Source organism: Clavibacter michiganensis subsp. tessellarius (assembly GCF_021922985.1).
Lineage (GTDB): Bacteria > Actinomycetota > Actinomycetes > Actinomycetales > Microbacteriaceae > Clavibacter > Clavibacter tessellarius.
In genome coordinates, this window is record NZ_CP040788.1 from 2,833,382 (window position 1) to 2,855,517 (window position 22,136).

Genomic DNA, 22,136 nt, shown 5'->3' on the forward strand with positions numbered 1-22,136 from the left:
GCCTCGCGCGCCCGCGCGCGCCTCCGGACGACGGCCCGCGTCCGCTCCCGGGATCCGGTCGCGCCCCGGGGTCCGGTCGTGCCGGTCGGTCGCGCCGGGTCAGTCCCGCGGCGGCGCGAGCCGGTAGCCGACGCCGCGCACCGTCTGGATCCACCGCGCCTGGCGCGGGTCGTCGTGCAGCTTCCGGCGGAGGTTGCCGAGGTGCACCTCGACGGCGCGCTCCTCCGGCTCGGTGGAGGAGGAGACGGCGTACGAGCCGCTGCGGATGTCGCGCACGAGGTCGCCCTTGGTGCGCACCCGGCCGCCGCTCGCGAGGATCGAGGCGAGGAGGTCGAACTCCGTGCGGGTGAGGTCGACGGGCTCGCCGTCGACCGTGACGTGGCGGGTGCCCTCGTCGAGCACGAGGCCGTTGTGGCGGAGGACGTCGGCGTCCGCGTCGTCGTCGGGCGCCGACTCGGTGGGGAGCGCGGGCGAGACCGTCATGGTGGTGGCGAACGCGGCGGGCTGGACGGCCTCGTCCGCGGGGTCCGCGTCGTCCGGGGAGGCGGACGGCGCGGCGGCGGACGCGTCGGGAGCGCCGGCCGCGGGCGTCGCCGGAGCCGCGGGGGAGTCGCCGCCGCGCGGGCGGCGCATCATGGCGGAGATGCGGGCGCGGAGCTCGCGCGGGCGGAAGGGCTTCACGATGTAGTCGTCGGCGCCGGCCTCGAGGCCGAGGAGGGTGTCGACCTCCTCGCCCTGCGCCGTGAGCATGACGATGTACGCGTCGCTCACGAGGCGGATCCGGCGCGCGGCCTCGAAGCCGTCGAAGTCGGGCAGGCCCACGTCGAGCGTGATGACGTCGGGCGCGACCTCCTCGGCCAGGCGGACGCCCTCGGACGCGGTCCCGGCGGAGTGCACCTCGAAGCCGCCCTGGCGCAGGACCACCTCGAGCAGCTGGCGGATGTCGCCGTCGTCCTCGATGACCAGAGCCACTCGTCCGCTGTCCACTTACGCCCCCTCGCATGCCGCGTGGTGCGGCCGACCCCCCGGATCCGCGTCACCCGCGTCCGGCCTCCCACGCTAGCGGAACGGCGGGGCCGCGCCCGCGCCGCCGGAGCGCCCGGCCGGGTGGGGTAGGGGCGGCTCCCCGGTCAGGTGATCGGCGAGGATCCGGGCACGGCCACGAGCACGAGCACCGCCCCGAGGACGTACGCCGCGAGCGACGCGGCCACCCCGATCAGGAGCACGAGCCAGGGCCGGGTGCGCCCGCGGATCATGCCGACGAGGGCCACGAGGAGCGCGACGCCCGTGAGGAGCAGCGGGCCGGCGACGGCGAGCGCGTAGCCGAGCGTGAAGAGGGTGTCGTCGCAGACGTAGGAGTCGACGTCGCAGGCGTCGGTGACGAAGATGAGGCCGAGGCCGAAGGCCGCGACGGCGCCGCCGACCAGGGCGGCCACGAGCATGCCGACCGCGGTGGTGACGAGGACGCGGCGGTCGACCCGGCGGATCCAGCGCGGCAGCCAGTCGGGGCCGGGCAGGTCCTCGTCGCGGCGGTCGCGGGCGGCGTCGCGCGCGACGTCCCGCTCCGACGGGCGGCGGATGACCTCGGTCGCGTCGGCGTCCGGGGACGCCCGGCGCGGGACGGCCGACAGCGTGATCCTCGGCACCTGCGGCAGGCGTCGGGTGCGGGCGGGCGGGCCGGCGGAGCGGCGTCCGCGGTCGGCGCGGCGGCCGCGCTCGGGGGTCGCGTCGTCGTCGGGGGTCACGCCACGAGACTACGGGGCACGTGCCGCGGGGCCGGAATCGGCGGCGGGAGCGGCCATCGGCGCGCGGGCGCGGGCGCGGGCGAGAGGCGCGGGCGGGCGGCAGCGGCCCGCGGGGCCGCGGGGCCGCGGAGCGATCAGAAGATCATCGGCCGGTCGTCGTCGAGCTCGGTCTCCACATCGAGGTCGACGGCCACCGGCACGTGGTCGCTCGGGCCGTCACCCTTGCGCTCGTCGCGGTGGATGCGCGGCGCGTCCACGAGCTCCGCGAACCGCGCGCTGCCGAGGATGAAGTCGATCCGCATGCCCTCGTTCCGCGGGAACCGCAGCTGCTGGTAGTCCCAGTACGTGTAGCCCTCGGGGATCGACGGCCGCACGACGTCGGCGAGGCCGGCCTCGAGGAACGCGGCGAACGCGGCCCGCTCGGGCTCCGAGGTGTGGGTCTTGCCCTCGAAGAGCGCCGGATCCCACACGTCGGTGTCGAGCGGCGCCACGTTCCAGTCGCCCATGAGCGCGAGCGGCGTCTCCGGATCCGCGGCGAGCCAGGCCCGCGTGTCGGCGGCCAGCGCCTCGAGCCACTCGAGCTTGTAGGAGTAGTGCGGGTCGTCGAGCCCGCGGCCGTTGGGCACGTAGAGGCTCCAGAGGCGGACGCCCGCGACGGTCGCGCCCATCGCGCGCGCCTCGAGCGGCGGCTGGCCGGAGGCGTCGGGCTTGCCGAAGCGCGGCATCCCCTCGAAGGTCGTCACGACGTCCTCGAGCGGCAGGCGGCTCGCGATCGCGACGCCGTTCCACTGGCTGAGCCCGTGCACGGCGACCTCGTAGCCGGCCTCCTCGAACGCCGCCATCGGGAACTGCTCGGGCCTGCACTTGATCTCCTGCATGGCCAGCACGTCGACGTCCTCGCGCACGAGCCAGTCGACGACGCGGCCCACGCGGGTGCGGATGGAGTTGACGTTCCAGGTGGCGACGCGCATGCGTCCACGGTACCGGGAGCGGGGGACCGGCCCGGCCGCGCGGGTGCGCGTGCCCGGTCGCGTGCGCGTGCGCGTGCCCGGTCGCCCGTGCCGTGCCGTGCCGTGCCGTGCCGTGCCGTGCGGTGCCGTGCGGTGCGGGAGGGGCGGATCAGCCGATGCTGCCGACGCGCACCGTGACGGTCGCGAGCGCCGCGGCGTCCGGGCCGACGGCCTCGGCGAGGCGCGCGCGGATCGCGTCGACGGCGGCGCGCGCGGTGTCGCTCGCGCGGCCTGCCGCATCCACCGCGATGGACGCCTGCACGAGCACGGTGCCCTCGCCCGTCTCGACGGTGACGAGCTGCTCGGCCGCGGTCGAGGATCCGGCGACGACGCCCTCCACGACCTGCTGGGCGACGAGCAGCACGGGCGAGCGCGGCGCGAAGACGTCGGCCACGCCCGGGACGCCGCGGAGCACGGCGGTGAGGTCGCGGGACAGGTCGGCGGGGTCGGGGAGCGGGATCGGCACGGGGGCCCGCGCCGGCGACGCGTCGTCGTCGAGGGTCATCGTCCTGCCTCCTCCTCGGGCGCCGGTCGCGCCTGCACGTCCACCACGGTCACGTCGATGGCCTCGACGCGCAGCTCGGTGTGCCGGAGCAGGGCCGCGTGGACCCGCTCCCGCACGCGCTGCGCCAGCTCGGGCAGCGGATCGCCCCACACGACGCTCATGGTGAGCGCGACCCGGACCGGCTCGCCCGCCCGCGTCACGTCGCCGTCGAGGGTGCACCGGCCGATGAGCACGCCCGGCACCTCGTCGCCCGCCTGCCGCACGAGGGTGCGCACGGCGCCCTCGGTGAGCGCGAGGCGGACGCCCGGGTCCGGATGCGAGAGCGGGATGTCGCGCCCGGCCCGCGACTCGCGGCTGATGTGCGCGAGCACGCCGCGGAAGAAGTCGTCGCCCGGGGCGTCGGCCTCCTCGGCCTCGGCCTCCACGAGCTCGCGGCCGAGGTCGCGCATGTGCTCGAGGGCGCGGAGCGCGTTGCGGGTGTCGGGGTCGTCCTCGTAGGCGGCGATGCGCGGGGTGCGCCCGCGGTCGAGGTAGTCGGCGAGGGCGACCATGTCGACGGGGTCGCCGTCGGCGTCCGGCGCGGGAGCCGGAGCGGCGTCGGCCGGAGGGACCACGGGCGCGGCGTCGGCCGGCGGGACCACGGGCGCGGCGTCGGCCGGCGGCACCACGGGCGCGGCCGGATCCGCGGGGACGCCCGGCTGCACGGGCTGCACGGCCTGCGCGGGGCCCGCGGGCACCCCCGGCTGCACGGGCTCGGCGGGCCCCACGGGCAGGCGCTCCCCGGGATCCCCCGGTCCGATGCCGCTCATCGCCACGCCTCCATGCTCGTCATCACCGTGGTGCGCGCCCGGGACAGCCGGCCGCGGATGGTCGAGGGCGTCGCGCCCAGCCTCTCGGCGATCTCCTCGTAGGAGAAGCCTCCCACCTCGCGCAGCATCCACACCTCGCGCTGCTCGCGCGGCAGGGCGTCGAGGACGACCGCGAGCGCGCGCATCTGCGACGACGTCTCGGCGTCGCGCTCCGGCGAGGTGAGGCGGTCGGCTATCTCGTGGTCGTCGATGTCGTCGACGGGGCGGCGGGCGCGGATCCGGTCGATGGACTTGCGGCTGACGATCTGCAGCAGCCAGCTCTTCACGCGGTGCGGCTTCTCGAGCGTCGGCAGCCGGTCCCACGCGGTGATGAGCGCCTCCTGCACGGCGTCGTCGGCGTCGGCGCGGGATCCCGTGAGCCGGATCGCGAAGGCCCGCATGTAGGAGGCGTGCCGGCGGACCAGCACCTCGAAGGCCCGGGCGTCGCCGTCGGCCGCGCGCTCGGCGAGGATGCCGTCGCCCGCGTCCTGCAGGGAGGAGGAGAGGGCCATGCCGTACCTCCGTGTGCGCTGGGAGACGAGCGGATCCGGATCCGGTCCGTGACGAACCGGGGACGAGCCCCGTCTGCTCCATGAGTACCACAGCAGACGCCCGTCCGACGGGCCCCGACGGCGAGGAATCCCATGAGCGACACGAACCCCAGCACCCCCACCCCGGCCGACGTCACGCGCGTGGCGCCCGCATCCGCCGGCGCCGTCGCGCCCGGGGCGCTCGCCGAGGGCGACACCGTCGTCACCGACGGCGTCGTCGCGAAGGTCGCGGGCCTCGCCGTCCGCGACATCCCCGGCGTCCACGCGCTCGGCGGCGGTGCGGCCCGCGTCATCGGCCAGCTCCGCGACCGCATCGGCCAGACGGACCTCACGCAGGGCATCTCGGTCGAGGCCGAGGAGGCGGGCGTCTCCTTCCAGGTGACGCTCGTCGCCGAGTACGGCGTGCCGCTCCAGGACGTGGCCGCCGACGTGCGCGCCGCCATCACGGACGCCGTCACCGAGCTCGTCGGCCGGTCGGTCACGCGGGTCGACGTGACGATCGCCGACATCGTGCTGCCGGGCGAGGGGTCCGACGACGACGCCGAGGCGCCCGCGGTCTGATCCATCCGCACCGCCGACGGGCCGTCGATCCTGGCGATCGGCGGCCCGTCGTCGCGCGGGCGTCCCGATGGTCTCGGATCCGGCGGGCGTACCGTCGGGGGATGACCGACGACACCGCTGCCGCGCCCGCCTCCGCCCCCGCATCCGACGGGCCGCCCCGCGTGGCGCTGCTCGGCACCGGCGTGATGGGGTCCGGCATGAGCCGCTCGATCCTCCGCGCGGGCCTCCCGCTCACCGTCTGGAACCGCAGCGCGGAGCGCGCCGCGCCCCTCGCGGACGACGGCGCGACCGTCGCGGCGACGGCCGCGGACGCCGTGCGCGACGCCGACGTCGTGGTCGTCATGCTGTTCGACCAGGATGCCGTGCTCGAGGTCCTCGCCGACGTCGCGCCCGCGCTCCGCCCCGACGCCGTCGTGCTCCAGTCGTCCACCGTGGGCGTCGAGGGCACCCGGCGGATCGCCGCGCTCGCCGCCGAGCACGGCATCCGGTTCGTGGACGCGCCCGTGCTCGGCACGCGCGGCCCCGCCGAGCAGGGCCTCCTCGTGCACCTCGTCTCCGGATCCGCCGACGACCTCGCCGTCGCGCGCCCCGTGCTCGAGGCGACCGGCTCGCGCACCGTCGTGGCCGGCGACGCCGCCGGTCCCGGATCCGCGCTCAAGCTCGCCTGCAACGCGTGGATCGCGTCCATCACGGCCGCGACCGGCCAGTCGCTCGGACTCGCCCGGCTGCTCGGCGTCGAGCCGCGCCTCTTCCTCGACGCGATCGCGGGCGGCGCCGCCGACACCCCGTACGCGCACCTCAAGGGCGGGTCGATGCTCGCCGGCGAGCTCGCGCCCTCGTTCGCGCTCGACGGCCTGCTCAAGGACGTGACGCTCATGCTCGCCGCGCTCGACGGCGCCGACGCGCACGACTTCGACACCGCGATGCTCGAGGCGCTCCGCGAGACGTACGCGGAGGCGTCCGCCGCGGGTCACGGTGGCGACGACGTGGCCGCGGTGGGCACGGTGTTCGGCCTGCCGGCCGCGTCCGACGCCTGATCCGGTCGGCGTCGCGCCCGCCCGTCGCTCCGGGCGGCGCGGTGCCCCGCCCGTAGGATCGGCTGCGTGACGACCTCCGACGCGCGCCAGCAGCTCATCGACCACATCAAGCGGGACGCCGTCTTCCACGGCGACTTCACGCTGACGAGCGGCAAGAAGGCGACCTACTACGTCGACCTCCGCCGCGTGAGCCTCGACCACCGCGTCGCGCCGCTCATCGGGCAGGTCATGCTCGACCTCATCGCGGACGTGCCCGACGTCGCCGCGGTCGGCGGGCTCACGATGGGCGCGGATCCCATCGCCGCCGCGATCCTGCACCAGGGCGCCGCGGTCGGCCGCGGCTACGACGCGTTCGTCGTCCGCAAGGAGCCCAAGGACCACGGCCGCGGCCGCCAGGTCGAGGGGCCGGACCTGCAGGGCACGCGCGTCATCGTCGTCGAGGACACCTCCACCACCGGCGGATCCCCGCTGAAGGCCATCGAGGCGCTCGAGAAGGTGGGCGCGGAGATCGCCGCGGTCGCCGTGGTCGTCGACCGCTCGACCGACGCCCGCGCGGTGATCGAGGCCGCGGGCCACCGCTACCTGTACGCCATCGGCCTCGAGGACCTGGGGCTCGCCTAGTGGACGGGCAGGCGCCTCCCGGCGGCGGATCCGGCGACGACCGCGATCGCAGCGGCGACGACGACCCGTTCGCGGTCCGTCCCGCCACGGACGCGGACCGGGAGCGGCCCGTCCGCCCGCTCTCGCCGATCGGCTGGGGGCGCTCCGCGGACGTCGAGCCCGAGCCCGCCGACCGCGACGACGCGCGGCAGCGGCAGGCGGAGGCCGACGAGATCGCCGCCGCGCAGGAGGAGGGCATCGACCCCGCTCCCGCCGACGCGCCGACGGCCCCCGCGGACGACATCCTCGCGGGCATCGCGCCGCTCGACCCGACGGAGGACGCCGACCGGATCGCCCCGCTCGACCAGGCCGACGCCTCCGCGGACGCCGACCCCGCCGACGAGGCCCCCGCCCCGGTGCCCGAGCCGGAGATCGCCGCGGCGTCCGGCATCGCCGACGAGCTCGAGTTCGCGGGCGAGCCGGATCCCGGGTACGTGCCGTCCCCCGTGGACCTCCCGGCCGGGACCGTGCCGGCGGATGCGGCGACGTCCGGTGCTCCGTCGGCCGACGCTCCGTCGTCCGGTGCTCCGTCGGCCGACGCCCCGTCGTCCGGTGCTCCGCTCGCCGGCGAGGTGCTGACGGGCGAGCTCGAAGCGGATCCCGAGCCCGTCGACGACGCGACCGCCGAGCTGGTGCTCGAGCCCATCGCGGACGGGGACGACGACCTGCGCCTCCCGGAGCCCGCCGCCGACGGCGCCGTGGATTCCGCGGTGGTGGACGCCGAGCTCGTCGAGGAGCCGGCCCCCGAGGCGCCCGCCGAGACGCCGACCGACGACCTCGTGGACCTGACGCCCCGCGTCGACACGGGACTCGACGAGGACGCGGGGGTCGTCGACGACCCCGTGGAGGCCGCGGATGCTCCCGCCCACGCCGGCCCGTCGACCCCGGCCGCGCTCGCGGCGCGCGAGGAGGTCGCGGAGGTGGTCCGGCCTGGCGCCGATGCCGATGCCGATGCCGATGCCGATGCCGATGCCGATGCCGATGCCGATGACGCAGACGCAGACGCAGACGCAGACGCCGATGTCGCCGGCGCGCGTGCAGCCGGTGCCGGTGCGGACGCCGGCGCACACACGGACCCGCAGGATCACGCGGCGGACGCCCACGAAGATCTCGACGCGGCCCCGGCCCCGCTCGCCCCTGCCGCCGCGGCCGCCCGTGCCGCCGCCATGGCCTGGGCTGCCGGGTCCCCGGTCGCACCCACGGCCACGGCCACGGCCACGGCCGCTGCCGCCGCGGCGTCCAGCTCCGCCGCGTCCGACGATCCCGCTTCCCACGCCCACTCCGCCGAGAGCCGCCCTGCCGACGTCACGCCGGAGCCGACGGGCACCGTGTCCGAGCCGACTCCACCCGACGCGCACGACGCGACGGCCGCGCTCGCCGCTCCGGCCGACGAGGCCGCTCCGGGGGCGCCGTTCGCTGCCGAGGCGCCGTCCGCTCCGGAGGCGCCGTCCGCTTCCGAGCGACGGGATCCGGCCGGTCCTGGCGCGGACCGCGACGCCACCGCCCCAGACCGGGACGCGCCCCTCGCGGACGACCGGGTGGATCGGGCCGACCGCGGTCCCGTCGCGTCCGACGACGAGCCCGTCGACGCCATCGCGCTCCTCTTCGGCGACGTCGCCGAGGACGCGGATGACGACAACCGCGCCACCGAGTCCGACCGCCCCGTCCCCGACGACGGCGAGGACCGCACGCGCGTCCTCCCGGTGGTCGGGGCCGCCGCCGCCGTGGCCGGTGCCGCCGCCCCGGGCGCGCATCCGGATCGCGCCGCCCCGACGGTCGCCGTCCCCGCCGCTCCACGTGCCGACGCCGGGTCCCCGCGGGAGACCCGCTCCGACGCCGGGTCCCCGCGGGAGACGCGCTCCGACGCCGCATCCGCATCCGTCCCGCCCCCGTACGCCGCGCCGCCCGCCCCGCGCCCGCCCGCGCCCCGCGCGCCCGTCCTCGACGCCGCCCGCGTCCCCGCGCCACCCGCGTCCCCGCCCCGGCGTGCGAGCGGACCCCGCGGCCCCCGCCGCACCGCCCTCTGGGTCGGCGGCGCGATCCTCCTGGTGCTGCTCCTCGTCGGCCTGTTCTACCTGGGCCAGCGGCTCGCCTCCTCCGCCGCGCCCGACGCCGCCCCCGTGGCGACCGCGACGGCCGCCGCCGAGGAGACGCCGACCCCGTCGCCCACCCCGACGGATCCGGTGCAGGGCCCGGCCGCGGCGGGCACCCAGGCCTGGGATGCGCTGCTCGGCGGCGAGTGCCTCGAGCCGTACACGACGCCGTGGGAGGAGGAGTTCACGGTCGTCGACTGCGGATCCGAGCACCACGCCCAGATGGTCGCCCGCGTCGCGCTGCCCCAGACCGGCGACGCGTTCCCCGGCGAGGACGCCGTGCGCGACTCCGCCGACGAGCTCTGCATCGCCGACACCGTGATCGACTACGGCGCGGCGCGCGCCTACGCGGACGTGCAGTACCAGTCCGCCTACCCCATCACGCAGGACGAGTGGACGGCCGGCGACCGCGACGCCTACTGCTTCGTCTCGCGCGCCGGCGGCGGCACCTTCACGGGCAGCATCGGCAAGCCGCAGCCGCCCGTCGTCCCCTAGCCCCGACGACGCGGCCGCGGATCAGAGCTCGGACTCGACCGGCTCCGGATCCAGCAGCTCGGTGACGCCCGAGAGCACCTCGTCGGGCCGGAACGGGTAGCGCTCGATCTCGGCGCGGTCGCTGATGCCCGTGAGCACGAGCACCGTGTGGAGGCCCGCCTCGATGCCGGCGATGATGTCCGTGTCCATCCGGTCGCCGATCATGCCGGTGCTCTCGGAGTGCGCGCCGATCTTGTTGAGCGCCGAGCGGAACATCATCGGGTTGGGCTTGCCGACGATGTACGGCTCCTTGCCCGTGGCCTTCGAGATGAGCGCGAGCACCGCGCCCGTCGCGGGCAGCACGCCCTCGGCGCTCGGCCCGGTCGCGTCGGGGTTCGTCGCGATGTAGCGCGCGCCGCCGTTGATGAGGCGGATGGCCCGCGTGATCGCCTCGAACGAGTAGTTGCGCGTCTCGCCGATGACCACGAAGTCCGGCTTGGTGTCGGTCATGATGAAGCCCGCCTCGTGCAGCGCGGTCGTGAGGCCGGCCTCGCCGATGACGAACGCGGATCCGCCGGGCATCTGCTGCTCGAGGAACGCGGCGGTCGCGAGGGCGCTGGTCCAGATCGCCGACTCGGGCACGTGCAGGCCGGACGCGCGGAGCCGGGCGGAGAGGTCGCGCGGCGTGAAGATGCTGTTGTTCGTGAGCACGAGGAAGGGCTTGCCCTGGTCCTGCCACTGCTGGATGAGGGCCGCCGCGCCGGGCAGGGCCTGGTTCTCGTGCACGAGCACGCCGTCCATGTCGGTGAGCCAGCAGTCCATCTCGTCGCGCGTCGCCATGGGGTTCCCTCTCGTCGTGGGACGAGGCTACCGCCGTGGGATGGCGGGCGGCCGGGCGCGGGGCGGGCGTCCGCCGCGCGCGTCACCGGATGTCCGCCCGGCGTCCGCCGCGGTGTCGGCCCGCCCTCGTAGGGTCGGGGCATGCACGCACTGCCGACCGGATCCCTGCGCCTCGTCCACCTCAGCGACACCCACCTCCTCCGCGACGGCGGCCTCCACCAGGGCGTCGTCGACACGGCCGCCGCGCTCGACCGCGTGCTCGCCGAGGCCGACCGGATCCCGGAGGTCCGGCTCCTCGTCGGCTCCGGCGACCTCTCGGAGGACGGCACCCCGGAGTCGTACGCGCTGCTGCGCGAGCGGCTGGATCCGTGGGCCGCGTCGCGCGGCGCCGCCGTCGTCCTCTCGCCCGGCAACCACGACGTCCGCTCCGCCTTCCGCCTCGTGCTCGGCGACGGACACGGCGCCCCCGGCACCGACGACGGGCGCGATCCCGCCGCCGTCCCGCCCGTCGACGGCGTGACGATCGTCGACGGCTGGCGCATCGCGACACTCGACACCTCGGTGCCCGGCAAGGGCTACGGCGCGCTCCGCGAGCAGCAGCTCGACGCGCTCGGCGAGCTGCTCGCCACGCCGTCCGAGCGCGGCACGGTCCTCGTGCTGCACCACCCGCCGGTGGCCGCGCCGACGACGCTGCACGAGTCGCTCGCGCTGCAGGATCCGGGCCGGCTGGCGGAGATCGTGCGGGGGAGCGACGTGCGCGTGATCCTCTCGGGGCACTACCACCACCACATCGTGGGATCGCTCGCGGGCGTGCCCGTGCTCGTCGCGCCGGGCGTCGCGAACGAGACGGACGTGGCGGCCACGCCGGGCACGGAGCGCATCGTGCGCGGATCCGGGTTCCTCGTGGTCGACGTGGATCCCGCGGGCTGCGTCGTCTCGGTCGTGGTGCGCGCGCACGCGGCGGACGACGGCGAGGAGGTCGCGGTGCTCGACGCGGAGCTGGTGCGGCGGGTCATGGCGGAGGCGGGGGCGCCGGCGCGGCCCTGACGGGCGTGCCCGTGCGCGGGGTGCCCCTGCGCGGCGTGCCCGTGCGCGGCGCCGGAGGGCGGCCGACGCGGTGGCCCGGACATGACGGAGGCGGCGATCCCGTGGGGATCGCCGCCTCGGTCCGAGACCGGTGAGGGTCTACTTGAAGACGTCCTTGACGTCCTCGCCCGCCTTCTTCGCGGACGCGGCGGCCTGGTCCTTCTGGCCCTCGGCCTTGAGGTCCTGGTCGCCCTTGTGGTCGCCGAGCGCCTCCTTGGCCTTGCCGGCGATGTCCTGAGCAGCGTTCTTGATCTTGTCGTCGAGACCCATGATCTCCTCCTCACTGAGGCCACCGGGTGCGGCCCTCGTCTGCAATGTAGGACCGGCGGCTCCTGGATGGCTGGCAGATGCGCGGTCCGTGTCCGCTGAGCGAATGGCGGCCGTGCCGGTGGGGTCCGCGGGATCGCGCAAGGGCCTTCCGCCCGGCGGCCGGGGCACCCTAGGCTCCCTCACCGTGATCCTCTTCGGGGTGCTCCCCCTCCTCGTGGCCGTGTGCGCGCTCGTCGACCTCATCACCCGTCCGGACGACCAGGTGAAGCACCTGCCGAAGCTGGTGTGGATCCTGCTGATCGTGTTCCTGCCGCTCATCGGCAGCATCGTGTGGTTCTGCGTCGGCCACGACTGGGACGCGCGGCGCGAGCCCGTCGGCCCGCCCGACCGGAGCGCCGCCTACGAGCGCGCGGCCGTCGCGGTCGACCGACGCGTGCGCAGCACCGAGCAGCAGCTCGCCGACCTCGAGGAGGAGGAGCGGCACTACGCCCGGATCGCGCGGATGCGGCAGATCCAGGCCGAGCAGGCGGTGCAGGCGGCGCGCGCCGCGGGTCCCGCCCGGCCGTCGCGCGCGATCGAGCCCGGATCCGCGCCCGAGCGGTAGTCCCTCCCCAGGTCGCGCGCCGTCGCGCTCTCCCTCCGCGGGGTCTCCGCGCGAGGGCTCGGTCGGGGGCGGATGGGAGCATGGCCCCATGCCCGACACCGCCACGCCGCCCTCCTCCGCCGCGCCCTCCGACCTCCGGTCCGCCGCCCGGGAGCACCTCTCGCGGCTCGTCGGGGTCGCGGGCGCCGACTTCCACGACGGGCAGTTCGAGGCCATCGAGGCGCTCGTGCAGGACCGGTCCCGCGCGCTCGTCGTGCAGCGCACCGGATGGGGCAAGTCGGCGGTCTACTTCGTCGCGACCCTGCTCCTCCGCCAGCAGGGGCTCGGCCCCACGCTGCTCGTCTCGCCGCTCCTCGCGCTCATGCGCGACCAGGTCGCCGCCGCGCGGCGGGCCGGCGTCCGCGCGGTCGCCATGAACTCCAGCAACGCCCACGAGTGGGACGACCTGCTGCGCGCGCTCGACGCCGACGAGGTCGACCTCCTGCTCGTCTCGCCGGAGCGCCTCAACAACCCGCGCTTCCGCGACGAGCAGCTCCCGGCCCTCCGCGCTCGGCTCGGCCTCCTGGTGGTCGACGAGGCGCACTGCATCTCCGACTGGGGCCACGACTTCCGGCCGGACTACCGCCGCCTCCGCGACCTCATCTCCTCGGTCGACGAGCGGGTGCCCGTGCTCGCCACCACCGCCACGGCGAACTCGCGCGTGGTGGCCGACGTGGAGGAGCAGCTGAGCGTCGGATCCACCGGGGGCGGCGCCGTCGAGATGGAGCGCGTGCCCGTGGTCACCATCCGCGGGCCGCTCGCCCGGCGCTCGCTGCGGCTCGGCGTGCTCCGGCTCGAGAACAGCAGGGACCGGCTCGGCTGGCTCCTCAGCCACCTCGACGAGCTGCCCGGCAGCGGCATCATCTACGCGCTCACCGTCTCCGCCGCGCAGGACACGGCACGGTTGCTGCGCGACGCCGGCCACGCGGTCAAGGCGTACACGGGGCGCGACGACCCGGCCGACCGCGAGCAGGCGGAGGGCGAGCTGCAGCGCAACGAGGTCAAGGCGCTCGTCGCCACCAGCGCGCTCGGCATGGGGTTCGACAAGCCCGACCTCGGGTTCGTCGTGCACCTCGGGGCGCCGTCGTCGCCCGTCTCCTACTACCAGCAGGTCGGCCGTGCGGGCCGCGGGTCCGCCGACGCCGACGTGCTGCTCCTCCCCGGTGGCGAGGATCCGGACATCTGGCAGTACTTCGCCACGGCGTCCATGCCCGACGAGCAGCAGGCGGCGTCCGTCATCCAGGCGCTCGGCGAGAGCGACCGGCCGCTGTCGGTGCCGGCGCTGGAGTCGCGCGTCTCGCTGTCGCGCAGCCGGCTCGACCTCCTTCTCAAGGTGCTCGACGTCGACGGCGCCGTGCGGCGCGACACGTCCGGGTGGTCGGCCACCGGGGTCCCGTGGACCTACGACCGCGCCCGCTACGAGCAGGTCGCGGCGGCGCGCGTGCGCGAGCAGCAGGCGATGCTCGACTACGAAACCACCCTCGGCTGCCGGATGGAGTTCCTCCAGCGCCAGCTCGACGACGACACCGCGGCGCCCTGCGGCCGCTGCGACCGGTGCGCGGGCGCGTGGTATCCGTCGTCCCTCGACCAGCAGGCGTCGGCCACCGCATCGCAGGCGCTCGACAGGGTCGGGCTCCCCATCGAGCCGCGGCTGCGGTGGCCCGCGGGCGCGTCGAGCGTCGGCGTGCCGCTCAGCGGCGCCATCGCTTCCGGCGAGCAGGTCGACGAGGGGCGCGCGCTCGCGCGCCTCACCGACCTCGGCTGGGGCGGGCGCCTCCGCACGGTCTTCGCGGCCGGCGCGGAGGACGCGCCCGTCGACGACGCGCTCGTCGCCGCCTGCGTCCGCGTGCTGGCGGAGTGGGGCTGGGCCGAGCGTCCGCGCGCGGTCGTGCACGTGCCGTCGGCGAGCCGGCCGCAGCTCGTCGGGAGCCTCGCCCAGCGCATCGCCGAGGTGGGGCGGCTGCCGTTCCTCGGGTCGCTGGAGCTCGTGGACCCGGACGCTCCCGGCGCCGCCCGGGGCAACAGCGTCTACCGGCTCGGCCGCGTGCATCCCCGGTTCCAGGTCCCGGCGCACCTCGCGGACGGCCTCGCGGCGGATCCGCGTCCCGTCCTCCTCGTCGACGACCTGGTCGACACCCGGTGGACCCTCACGGTCGCCGGGCGGCTGCTGCGCAAGGCGGGCGCCACGCGCGTGCTGCCGTTCGCGCTCGCGCAGCAGGGGTAGCGCGGGGCTCGCGGGTCAGTCGGAGAGCGGCGCGGCGGGTGGCGGAGCCGGCTTCGGCGCGGCGGGGAGCGGGGGCTTCGGCTTCGCGGGGGCCGTCGCCTTCCCCGTCACCGTCGTCTTCCCCGGCGCCTTCCCCTTCGCCGGCGCCTCCCGCTTCCGGGCGGCGGGACGCGCATCCGGCGCCACGAAGACCGTGCCGTCGCCGTCGAGCCGGGCGCGCATCACCTCGATGGCCTGCGGGTTCTCGTCCACCAGCACGAAGCGCCGGCCGAGCTCGCGGGCCGCAGCGCCCGTGGTGCCGGATCCGGCGAAGAAGTCGAGCACCCAGTCGCCCGGTCCGCTCGAGGCCTGCACGATGCGGCGCAGCACGCCGAGGGGCTTCTGCGTCGCGTAGCCGGTCTTCTCCCGGCCGGTGGGGGAGACGATCGTGTGCCACCAGACGTCCGTCGGGAGCTTGCCGCGCTCGCGCTTCTCGGGGGTCACGAGGCCGGGCGCCATGTACGGCTCGCGGTCCACGCCCTCGGAGTCGAAGCGGTAGCGGATCGGGTCCTTCACGTAGACGAGGATCGTGTCGTGCTTGGCCGGCCAGCGACGCCGCGACTTCGCGCCGTAGTCGTAGGCCCACACGATCTCGTTGAGGAACGACCGGCGGCCGAACAGCGCGTCGAGCACGACCTTCGCGTAGTGCACCTCGCGGTAGTCGAGGTGCAGGTAGAGCGTGCCGGTGGGGTGGAGGAGGCGCCAGGCCTCGATCAGTCGCGGCTCGAGGAAGTCCCAGTAGTCGGCGAACGAGTCGTCGAAGCCGTAGAGCATGCCCTTCACGGAGTCGTAGCTGCGGCCGTGGAAGCCGAGGCGCGCGCCGGGCGGACGCACGGGCTCGGGCGTGGCGGTGCTCGCGGGGGCGAGGGCGGGCGCGGCGTCGGGGTGTTCGGGCTGAGGATCCGGGTCGGGGTCGGGGTCGGGGTCGGGGGCTCCGGGCTGGGGGTCCGGTTCGGAGCCGAGGCCGACGCCGGCGCCGGGGTCTCCGGGCTCGGGATCCGGATCGGCGTCGGGGGTGCGCGTCACCGTGAGGTTCTGGCGCTCCTGCGTGCGTCCGGTGTTGAACGGCGGATCGAGGTAGATGAGCTGGAACGCGCCGTCGGGGAGCGCGCGGACGGCCTCGAGGTTCTCGGCGTGGATCACGAGGTCGGGGCCGTCGGGGGTCCACGCGGGCAGGGGCACGCCCCGAGGTTAACGGACCTCCCCCGGCCGCGGACGGCTGTCCTCGGCGGGGCGGGAGGCGGGGCCGGCCCGGACGCGGGATCCGCGCCGGGCCCCGGTCCGGGCCGACGACGGACCCGAGTGGCGGGTGACGATCGGCACGCCGACGTTCCACATGACCGCGGCCGTCCTTGACTCCATCGCCGTGAACCCGCCGCCGGACCCGGGCATGGACTACGCCGTCCTCCCCCTCGCGGTCACCCGCGAGGCGGCCGATCCGGGCGTGGCCGTGGACGAGATCAGCGTCGACTACGTCGCGGAGGACGGCACGTCCTGCGCGCCGGAGAGGTACGTGACCGCACCCGGCGCCGACGCGCACGCGGGACCGCTCGCGCAGGGCGAGAGCGCGAGCGTCGTCCTCGTCATCCAGGTCCCGACGGGCGACGCGGGCGGCGGCACCTGGTCCGTGACCCCCGGCCCCACCTCCGACACGTCCTGGTTCGTCGCGGAGCGGTGACCGCCGACGGCCCTCGGCCGCCGGGACGCCCCCACTTCGGGGCGCTTCCGCCGACGAGGTGCCGTCAGGACGCCGCCTCCGCTAGGAACGACTCATGAGCGACGAGCGCGATCCGGACCGCACCGACGGCCGCCACCCCGACGAGCCGCGGGACGCCGGATCCGAGGGCGCCGCCGAGGCGCCGCGCGAGACCGAGGCGCACAGCCCGTACGGGCCCGCGGACCCGGGGGCGTCGGCCGGCGCGGGGGAGACGGCCGGCGCGGACGACGACGCTCACGCTGACGACACCGCCGCCGTCGAAGCGGACGCGGACGCGGACGCTGACGCCGCTGCCGACGGCGTGGACCACGCCGCCGATCGGCCCGCGGGCGCTCCGGCCGTGGCGTCCGACGCGGAGCCGCTCGCGGACGCCGGTCCCGACGCCGCGCCCGACGCGGCCGTCGACGCCGCCGACCCCGTCGACGCGCCGATACCGGCTCGCGCCGCCGGCGAGGTCCCGCCGCCTCCCGCGCCGCCGGCCGGCTACAGCGCTGCCGGCGGGTACGCGCCGCCCGCCGCCAATGCCGGATCCGCCGCGTACGCGCGGCCCACGGGCTACGGCGCCCCCGCCGGCCACGAAGCGCCCATGGGCGCCGACGCCCCCACGGGCTATGACGCCCCCACGGGCTATGGCGCCCCCGCCGGCCACGCCCCGCCCGCGGCCGCCCCGCCCTACGTCGGCGGCCCGCCGCCCCGCCCGCGCGGCGGCAAGGGCCTCGCCATCGCGGCGCTCGTGGTGGGCATCGCGGCGGTCGTCACCGCCCTCATCCCGTTCCTCAACTACGTGGCGTTCGTGCCCGCCTTCGCGGCGATCATCCTCGCGATCATCTCGCTGGCGCGGCGCATGGACGGCAAGCCGCTCGCCGTCACCGGCCTGATCCTCGGGATAGTCGGGTTCGTGCTCGGCGTGATCCTCGCGATCGTCTACACGTTCGCCTTCGTGGACGCGGTGTCGGATGCCGTGGAGTCCTCGGGCGGGCCCGGCGGCTTCGCGAGCCCCGAGCCCACCCCCGGCGACGGCACGGATCCCGACGCGGGCGGCGACGCGGCGGGCGCGCCGGGGACGAGCCCCGAGGATCCGCTGCCGATCGGCACGACGGTCACGGGCGAGGGCGTCGACGGGCCGGAGTGGTCGGTCACGCTCGGCCCGCCGACCCTCGACGCGACGGCGGCGGTGCTCGCCGCGGATCCGGCCAACCCGGCGCCCGCGGAGGGCATGCAGTACGCGGTCGTGCCCGTCACCGTCACGTACCTCGGCCAGGACCAGGGCGATCCGCTGTCGGAGCTCGTCCTGGGGTACCTCGCGCCCGACGGAGCCGCGTACTCGGCCGCCGACGCCTTCGCGCTCGCGCCGGCTCCGGCGTTCGCCGACGGCGCGGGGCTGCTGGAGCCGCAGGGCAACGCGAGCGGCAACGTGGTCGTCGAGATCCCGATCGACGGCGCGGGGGAGGGCCTCTGGGCGACGGTGCCGGGGCTGGCCGCGGACGCCTACTACTTCCGGGCCGGCTAGGGCCCGCGGTGGCGATGGAGGTGGTCCGTGCCGGTCGGTGAGGGCGAGGGCGGCGACGCCCGACCGGATCCGGACGGCCCCCTCGCGGCGACGCCGTACGGCCCCGCGCCCGGTCGCGGTCCCGATCGCCCGCTCGACCTCGCACCGGACGACCCGCGCGACCACGCCGACCCGCGCGACCACGCCGACCCGCGCGACCACGCCGACCCGGCCGCAGCGATCGATGCCCCGACCAGCCCGACCAGCCCGCCCCGTCGACCCGCCGCCCGCCTCGGGCTCCTGCTCGCCGTCGCGGGCGGGCTCGCCGTGCTGCTCGTGGCCGGCGTCGTGGCGGTGCTGACGGGGCTCGCCGCGCTCGTGCCGGAGGATCCGCCCGTGACGACCGCGGCGGGCACGCTCGCGGATCCCGTCCCCGTCGGCGAGGCCTGGCGCACCTTCGCGGACGGCGCGCCCGAGCTGGACGTCGCCGTCACGGACGTGGACCTCGACAGCGACGCCGCGCCCGCGGGGATCGTGGCCGCATCCGACCGGGTGGTGGCGGCCACCGTCCGGATCGAGAGCCACGGCGTGCTGACCCGCACGATCGACCTCGTCGAGCTGGAGTTCCGGACGCCGTCCGGCGACCTCGTCGACACGACGACGACGGACCTGTGGGCGCCCGACACGGGCCTCGCCCGCGTGGGAACGCTCGACCCGGGCGAGGCGACGACCGTCACGCTGATGTACGAGGTGCCGGCGGGCGAGGTCGAGGGCGGGACGCTCGTCCTCACGCGGTACTCGGCCGACGACCACGCCGTCCTCGCGACGGGGTAGGCGCGACGGTCCGCGGTCTCGGCCCGTGCGGCCCGCGCGACGGGGTGGGCGCGGCCGTCCCCGCGGCCGCCAGCGCGCAGCCCGCGGACCTGTCGGGCACCTGCCGGATCCGCCCACCCGGCACCCCGGCTCGTAGGCTGCGGAGGTGACCCCCGACGCGCCCGACGCCCGCCCGATCCCGTCCGCCGCCGAGCTCGACGCGCGCGACCCGCTCGCCCGCTTCCGCGACCTGTTCGTGCGGGCCGACGACGTGGTCGCCTACCTCGACGGCAACTCGCTCGGGCGGCCGACCATCGCGAGCGTCGACCGGGTCGCGTCCTTCGTGCGCGACCAGTGGGGCGGCCGCCTCATCCGCGGCTGGGACGAGGACTGGCTCGCCATGCCCACGCGCATCGGCGACGACCTCGGCCGCGTCGCGTACGGGGCCGCGCCCGGCCAGACGTTCGTCGGCGACTCGACCACGGTGATCCTCTACAAGCTCGTGCGCGCCGCCGTCCGCGCGCGCCCCGGTCGCGACGAGCTCGTGATCGACACCGACAACTTCCCCACCGACCGCTTCGTGCTGGAGGGCGTCGCCGAGGAGTGCGGCATGACGATCCGGTGGATCGAGGTGTCGCCCGATGCCGGCGTCACGCCCGAGCTCGTCGCGGACGCGGTGGGGGAGCGGACCGCGCTCGTCGTGCTGAGCCAGGTCGCGTACCGCTCCGGGTTCCTCGCGGACGTGCCGGGGATCACACGCATCGTGCACGAGGCCGGCGCGCTGGCGCTCTGGGACACCTGCCACTCGGTCGGCGTGATCCCCACCCAGCTCGACGCGTGGGGCGTCGACCTCGCGGTCGGCTGCAGCTACAAGTACCTCGACGGCGGGCCGGGCGCGCCCGCGCACGGTTACGTGCGGAGCGACCTGCAGCGGGAGCTGCGCCAGCCGATCCAGGGCTGGATGGGCGCGCAGGACGTGTTCGCGATGGGGCCCGAGTACGTGCCGGCCGACGGGATCCGCCGCTTCCTCAGTGGCACGCCGCCCATCGTCGGCATGCTCGCGATGCAGGACATGATCGCGCTCATCGAGGAGGCGGGCATGCACGCCATCCGCGCCAAGTCGCTGGCGCTCACCGGCTTCGCGCTGGATCTCGTCGACCGCGACCTCGTGCCGCTCGGCGCCCGCGTCGCGAGCCCGCGCGAGGAGGACCGCCGCGGCAGCCACGTGAGCGTCGACCACCCGCGCTTCCGCGACATCGTCGGCGCGCTGTGGGAGGAGGGCGTGATCCCCGACTTCCGCGCGCCGTCGGGCCTCCGCCTCGGCCTGAGCCCGCTGACCACGTCGTTCCACGAGGTGGAGCTCGGCGTCGAGGCGATCCGGCGGCACCTGGCGGGCTGATCCGCGCGACGCAGCCCGGCCACCCGCCGCGGGACGGCTGCCGGCTGCCCGGATACGCGTCCCGGCGGCGCCTACGGCAGGATCGCGTCCACGTACCCCCCGTCGACCCGGAGCGCGCCGCCCGTCGTCGCCGACGCCTGCCTCGACGCGAGGTACACGCACATGTTCGCGATCTCCTCCGGCTCGATCAACCGCTGGATGAGCGACTGCGGCCGGTGCTCGCGCATGAACGCGCGCTGCGCCTCCTCCCACGGCAGCTCGTCGCCCACGAGCTCGCGCGCGAACGCCTCGACGCCGCCGGTGTGCGTGGGGCCGGCCATGACGCAGTTGACCGTCACGCCGGATCCGGCCGCGGCCTTGGCGAAGCCGCGCGACACCCCGAGGAGCGCGGTCTTCGAGACGCCGTAGTGGATCATCTCGGCCGGGGTGACGACGGCCGAGTCGCTCGCGATGTACTGCACCCGGCCCCAGCCGCGCGCCATCATGCCCGGCAGGTACGCGCGCGTGAGGCGCACGCCCGCGAGCACGTTGACCTCGAGGTAGCGGCGCCACTCGTCGTCGCTGATCTCGAACGGGTCGGCCGCGCCGAAGATCCCGAGGTTGTTGACGAGAACGTCGACGTCCGGGAACGCCCGGACCGCGCGGGCGGCGCCCTCCTCGGTCGCGACGTCGGCCGCGAGCGCCTCGACGGCGGCGCCGGGATGCGCGGCGAGCAGCCGGTCCCGCGCGGCGGCCGTCCGCTCGGCGTCGCGGCCGTTGACGATGACGCGGGCGCCCGCGTCGGCGAGCCCCTCCGCGATCGCGAAGCCGATGCCCTGCGTGGAGCCCGTGACGAGGGCGGTGGATCCGGTGAGGTCGATGCGCATGACGTGCCTTCCTGGTGGAGCGGAGGAGCGGTGGAGCGGGAGCGGGTCAGTCCGCCCAGGCGCGCCGCGTGCTGCGGACGGGACGCCCGGTGGTCGCGGCCTCGTGCATCAGGAGCGCGAGGTGGTGGTCCTGCGACGCCTCCGCGAGCGAGTTCGTGGAGGGGCCGCCGGCCGCGTGCGCGTGCATCTCCACGAGGCACTGCGCGATCGCGATCTCGTCGTCCGCGAGCCGGCCGGGCGCGAAGGGGTTCTCGTAGACCCACTCGGAGCCGAGCAGCAGGCCGCGCAGGTGGTGCCCCTCGAGGTTGCCGCCCTGCCCGGTCTCGACGCGCGTGATGTCCGCCCACGTCGGCGTCGTCGCGTCGAGCAGCCAGCTCACGTGCTCGTCGGCGATCTCGCCGCGCTCGCCGCGGACGAGGAGCCGGTTGCGGCGGATCCAGGAGAAGTACTGCTGGTCGGCGAAGTCGTAGACGCCCAGGCGGTCGCCGAAGTCGAAGCGCGCGGTGGTCTGCTCGGCGGTCACGACCTCCTCGCGCACGGGGTCGCCGTCGCGGTCGGGCCCGGCGACGAGCGGCGAGGAGAAGCGGGACGCGGTGATGGTGGCGTCCTCGAAGCCGATGCCGAGGGCCCGGCGCATGACGCGGACGCCGTGGTAGTCGTGGCACTGCGCGACGGTGGCCTGGCTGATCCGGCCGAGCCGGCCGCCGGCGGCGATCGCGAGCTGCGCGGCGAGCAGCGGCGAGAGCGGGTACTGCTCGGCCACCTCGATCCGGGCGCCCTGCCGCACGAGCGCGTCGAGCCGCTCGAGGTCCTCCACGGTCTCGCCGGGCGGCGTCTCCGTGAGCACGGCCACGCCGCGGTCGACGAGGTCGGCGATCACGTCCGGCGCGGCCGTCCGCGGCACCGAGACGACGACGAACGACGGCGCCTCCGCGGCGAGCAGCTCGGCCGCGGTGCGGAAGGCGCGGATCCCCCACTCCTCCTCGAGCGCGCGTCCCGTCTCGGCGCTGCGCGTCACGAGCCCGGCCACGGCGAAGCGCTCCGGGAGGGCCCGCGCGATGCGCAGGAAGAAGGCGCTGCGCCACCCGCTCCCCACGATGCCGAAGCGGATCTGCGGGGCAGGCGGCGCGGGGTGGGGCATGCCGTCAGCGTACGCGCGGCATCGCCCGGGCCTCCGGGCTGGAGTTCTCGCAGCCGACTGGGGAATACTCGCGAGGGCCGGGAGGCTGTCCCGGGAGCGAACGCTCCCGCGTGAGGCGCCTCACG

The 22,136-nt window shown here is 76.2% G+C and carries 22 protein-coding genes; 11 read left to right on the forward strand and 11 right to left on the reverse strand.

Features of this window, described 5'->3' with window-relative positions; translation table 11 throughout:
* Positions 1-99 precede the first annotated feature (99 nt).
* From FGG90_RS13445 to FGG90_RS13470, 6 genes are all read right to left on the reverse strand, one after another.
* Complete coding sequence (locus tag FGG90_RS13445) at positions 100-987, reverse strand: response regulator transcription factor (protein ID WP_094126508.1); 888 nt, start codon at positions 985-987, stop codon at positions 100-102.
* A gap of 143 nt (positions 988-1,130) precedes the next feature.
* Positions 1,131-1,745, reverse strand: coding sequence for a hypothetical protein (locus FGG90_RS13450; protein ID WP_094126507.1), 615 nt, complete (start codon positions 1,743-1,745; stop codon positions 1,131-1,133).
* Positions 1,746-1,879: 134 nt separating this feature from the next.
* On the reverse strand, positions 1,880-2,716 hold the full coding sequence (locus FGG90_RS13455; protein ID WP_094126506.1) for an exodeoxyribonuclease III: 837 nt from the start codon (positions 2,714-2,716) through the stop codon (positions 1,880-1,882).
* 148 nt (positions 2,717-2,864) lie between these two features.
* Positions 2,865-3,260 (reverse strand): hypothetical protein, encoded by a 396-nt coding sequence (locus FGG90_RS13460; protein ID WP_094126505.1) that lies wholly within the window; start codon positions 3,258-3,260, stop codon positions 2,865-2,867.
* Positions 3,257-4,069, reverse strand: a complete 813-nt coding sequence (locus tag FGG90_RS13465) for an Asp23/Gls24 family envelope stress response protein (protein WP_094131246.1) — start codon at positions 4,067-4,069, stop codon at positions 3,257-3,259. The genes FGG90_RS13460 and FGG90_RS13465 overlap by 4 nt, the downstream gene beginning before the upstream one ends.
* Complete coding sequence (locus FGG90_RS13470) at positions 4,066-4,620, reverse strand: RNA polymerase sigma factor (protein ID WP_094126504.1); 555 nt, start codon at positions 4,618-4,620, stop codon at positions 4,066-4,068. The genes FGG90_RS13465 and FGG90_RS13470 overlap by 4 nt, the downstream gene beginning before the upstream one ends.
* Positions 4,621-4,752: 132 nt before the next feature.
* Here FGG90_RS13470 and FGG90_RS13475 point away from each other — a divergent pair, with 132 nt between their 5' ends.
* From FGG90_RS13475 to FGG90_RS13490, 4 genes are all read left to right on the forward strand, one after another.
* Complete coding sequence (locus FGG90_RS13475; protein WP_094126503.1) at positions 4,753-5,220, forward strand: Asp23/Gls24 family envelope stress response protein; 468 nt, start codon at positions 4,753-4,755, stop codon at positions 5,218-5,220.
* 101 nt (positions 5,221-5,321) lie between these two features.
* Positions 5,322-6,257 carry an NAD(P)-dependent oxidoreductase gene (locus FGG90_RS13480; protein WP_237583417.1) on the forward strand — a complete coding sequence of 312 codons (936 nt, stop codon included), beginning with the start codon at positions 5,322-5,324 and terminating at the stop codon, positions 6,255-6,257.
* A gap of 66 nt (positions 6,258-6,323) precedes the next feature.
* Complete coding sequence (gene pyrE / locus FGG90_RS13485) at positions 6,324-6,878, forward strand: orotate phosphoribosyltransferase (RefSeq protein WP_094126502.1); 555 nt, start codon at positions 6,324-6,326, stop codon at positions 6,876-6,878.
* Positions 6,878-9,505, forward strand: coding sequence for a septum formation family protein (locus FGG90_RS13490; protein WP_237583419.1), 2,628 nt, complete (start codon positions 6,878-6,880; stop codon positions 9,503-9,505). The genes pyrE and FGG90_RS13490 overlap by 1 nt, the downstream gene beginning before the upstream one ends.
* Before the next feature lie 21 nt (positions 9,506-9,526).
* On the opposite strand, the gene FGG90_RS13495 is transcribed toward FGG90_RS13490, so the two are convergent.
* Entirely contained in the window at positions 9,527-10,324 is a 798-nt protein-coding gene (locus FGG90_RS13495) for an HAD-IIA family hydrolase (protein WP_094126501.1), read from the reverse strand.
* A 141-nt stretch (positions 10,325-10,465) separates the two neighbouring features.
* Between FGG90_RS13495 and FGG90_RS13500 the strand changes: the two genes are divergently transcribed.
* On the forward strand, positions 10,466-11,371 hold the full coding sequence (locus tag FGG90_RS13500) for a metallophosphoesterase (RefSeq protein WP_094126500.1): 906 nt from the start codon (positions 10,466-10,468) through the stop codon (positions 11,369-11,371).
* 138 nt (positions 11,372-11,509) lie between these two features.
* Here FGG90_RS13500 and FGG90_RS13505 read toward each other — a convergent pair whose 3' ends face one another.
* Complete coding sequence (locus tag FGG90_RS13505; RefSeq protein WP_094126499.1) at positions 11,510-11,680, reverse strand: CsbD family protein; 171 nt, start codon at positions 11,678-11,680, stop codon at positions 11,510-11,512.
* Between the two features lie 184 nt (positions 11,681-11,864).
* Between FGG90_RS13505 and FGG90_RS13510 the strand changes: the two genes are divergently transcribed.
* The gene (locus FGG90_RS13510; RefSeq protein WP_094131240.1) at positions 11,865-12,284 is read left to right on the forward strand and encodes a PLD nuclease N-terminal domain-containing protein; all 420 of its coding nucleotides are present in this window, start codon (positions 11,865-11,867) and stop codon (positions 12,282-12,284) included.
* Positions 12,285-12,372: 88 nt separating this feature from the next.
* On the forward strand, positions 12,373-14,547 hold the full coding sequence (locus FGG90_RS13515; RefSeq protein ID WP_094126498.1) for a RecQ family ATP-dependent DNA helicase: 2,175 nt from the start codon (positions 12,373-12,375) through the stop codon (positions 14,545-14,547).
* Between the two features lie 15 nt (positions 14,548-14,562).
* On the opposite strand, the gene FGG90_RS13520 is transcribed toward FGG90_RS13515, so the two are convergent.
* On the reverse strand, positions 14,563-15,768 hold the full coding sequence (locus FGG90_RS13520) for a DNA-methyltransferase (protein WP_378143360.1): 1,206 nt from the start codon (positions 15,766-15,768) through the stop codon (positions 14,563-14,565).
* 154 nt (positions 15,769-15,922) lie between these two features.
* Here FGG90_RS13520 and FGG90_RS13525 point away from each other — a divergent pair, with 154 nt between their 5' ends.
* The 4 genes from FGG90_RS13525 (at position 15,923) to FGG90_RS13540 (ending at position 20,004) form a co-directional block, all read left to right on the forward strand.
* Positions 15,923-16,264, forward strand: a complete 342-nt coding sequence (locus FGG90_RS13525; protein ID WP_094126497.1) for a hypothetical protein — start codon at positions 15,923-15,925, stop codon at positions 16,262-16,264.
* Positions 16,265-16,358: 94 nt separating this feature from the next.
* The gene (locus FGG90_RS16150; RefSeq protein ID WP_272930226.1) at positions 16,359-17,813 is read left to right on the forward strand and encodes a DUF4190 domain-containing protein; all 1,455 of its coding nucleotides are present in this window, start codon (positions 16,359-16,361) and stop codon (positions 17,811-17,813) included.
* 27 nt (positions 17,814-17,840) lie between these two features.
* Positions 17,841-18,626, forward strand: a complete 786-nt coding sequence (locus tag FGG90_RS13535) for a DUF4352 domain-containing protein (protein WP_094126496.1) — start codon at positions 17,841-17,843, stop codon at positions 18,624-18,626.
* Between the two features lie 145 nt (positions 18,627-18,771).
* The gene (locus tag FGG90_RS13540; RefSeq protein WP_094126495.1) at positions 18,772-20,004 is read left to right on the forward strand and encodes a kynureninase; all 1,233 of its coding nucleotides are present in this window, start codon (positions 18,772-18,774) and stop codon (positions 20,002-20,004) included.
* 71 nt (positions 20,005-20,075) lie between these two features.
* Here FGG90_RS13540 and FGG90_RS13545 read toward each other — a convergent pair whose 3' ends face one another.
* Complete coding sequence (locus FGG90_RS13545; RefSeq protein ID WP_094126494.1) at positions 20,076-20,870, reverse strand: SDR family NAD(P)-dependent oxidoreductase; 795 nt, start codon at positions 20,868-20,870, stop codon at positions 20,076-20,078.
* A gap of 46 nt (positions 20,871-20,916) precedes the next feature.
* Positions 20,917-22,011: a Gfo/Idh/MocA family oxidoreductase gene (locus tag FGG90_RS13550; RefSeq protein WP_094126493.1), complete on the reverse strand. Its 1,095-nt coding sequence runs from the start codon at positions 22,009-22,011 to the stop codon at positions 20,917-20,919.
* Between the last annotated feature and the right edge of the window lie 125 nt (positions 22,012-22,136).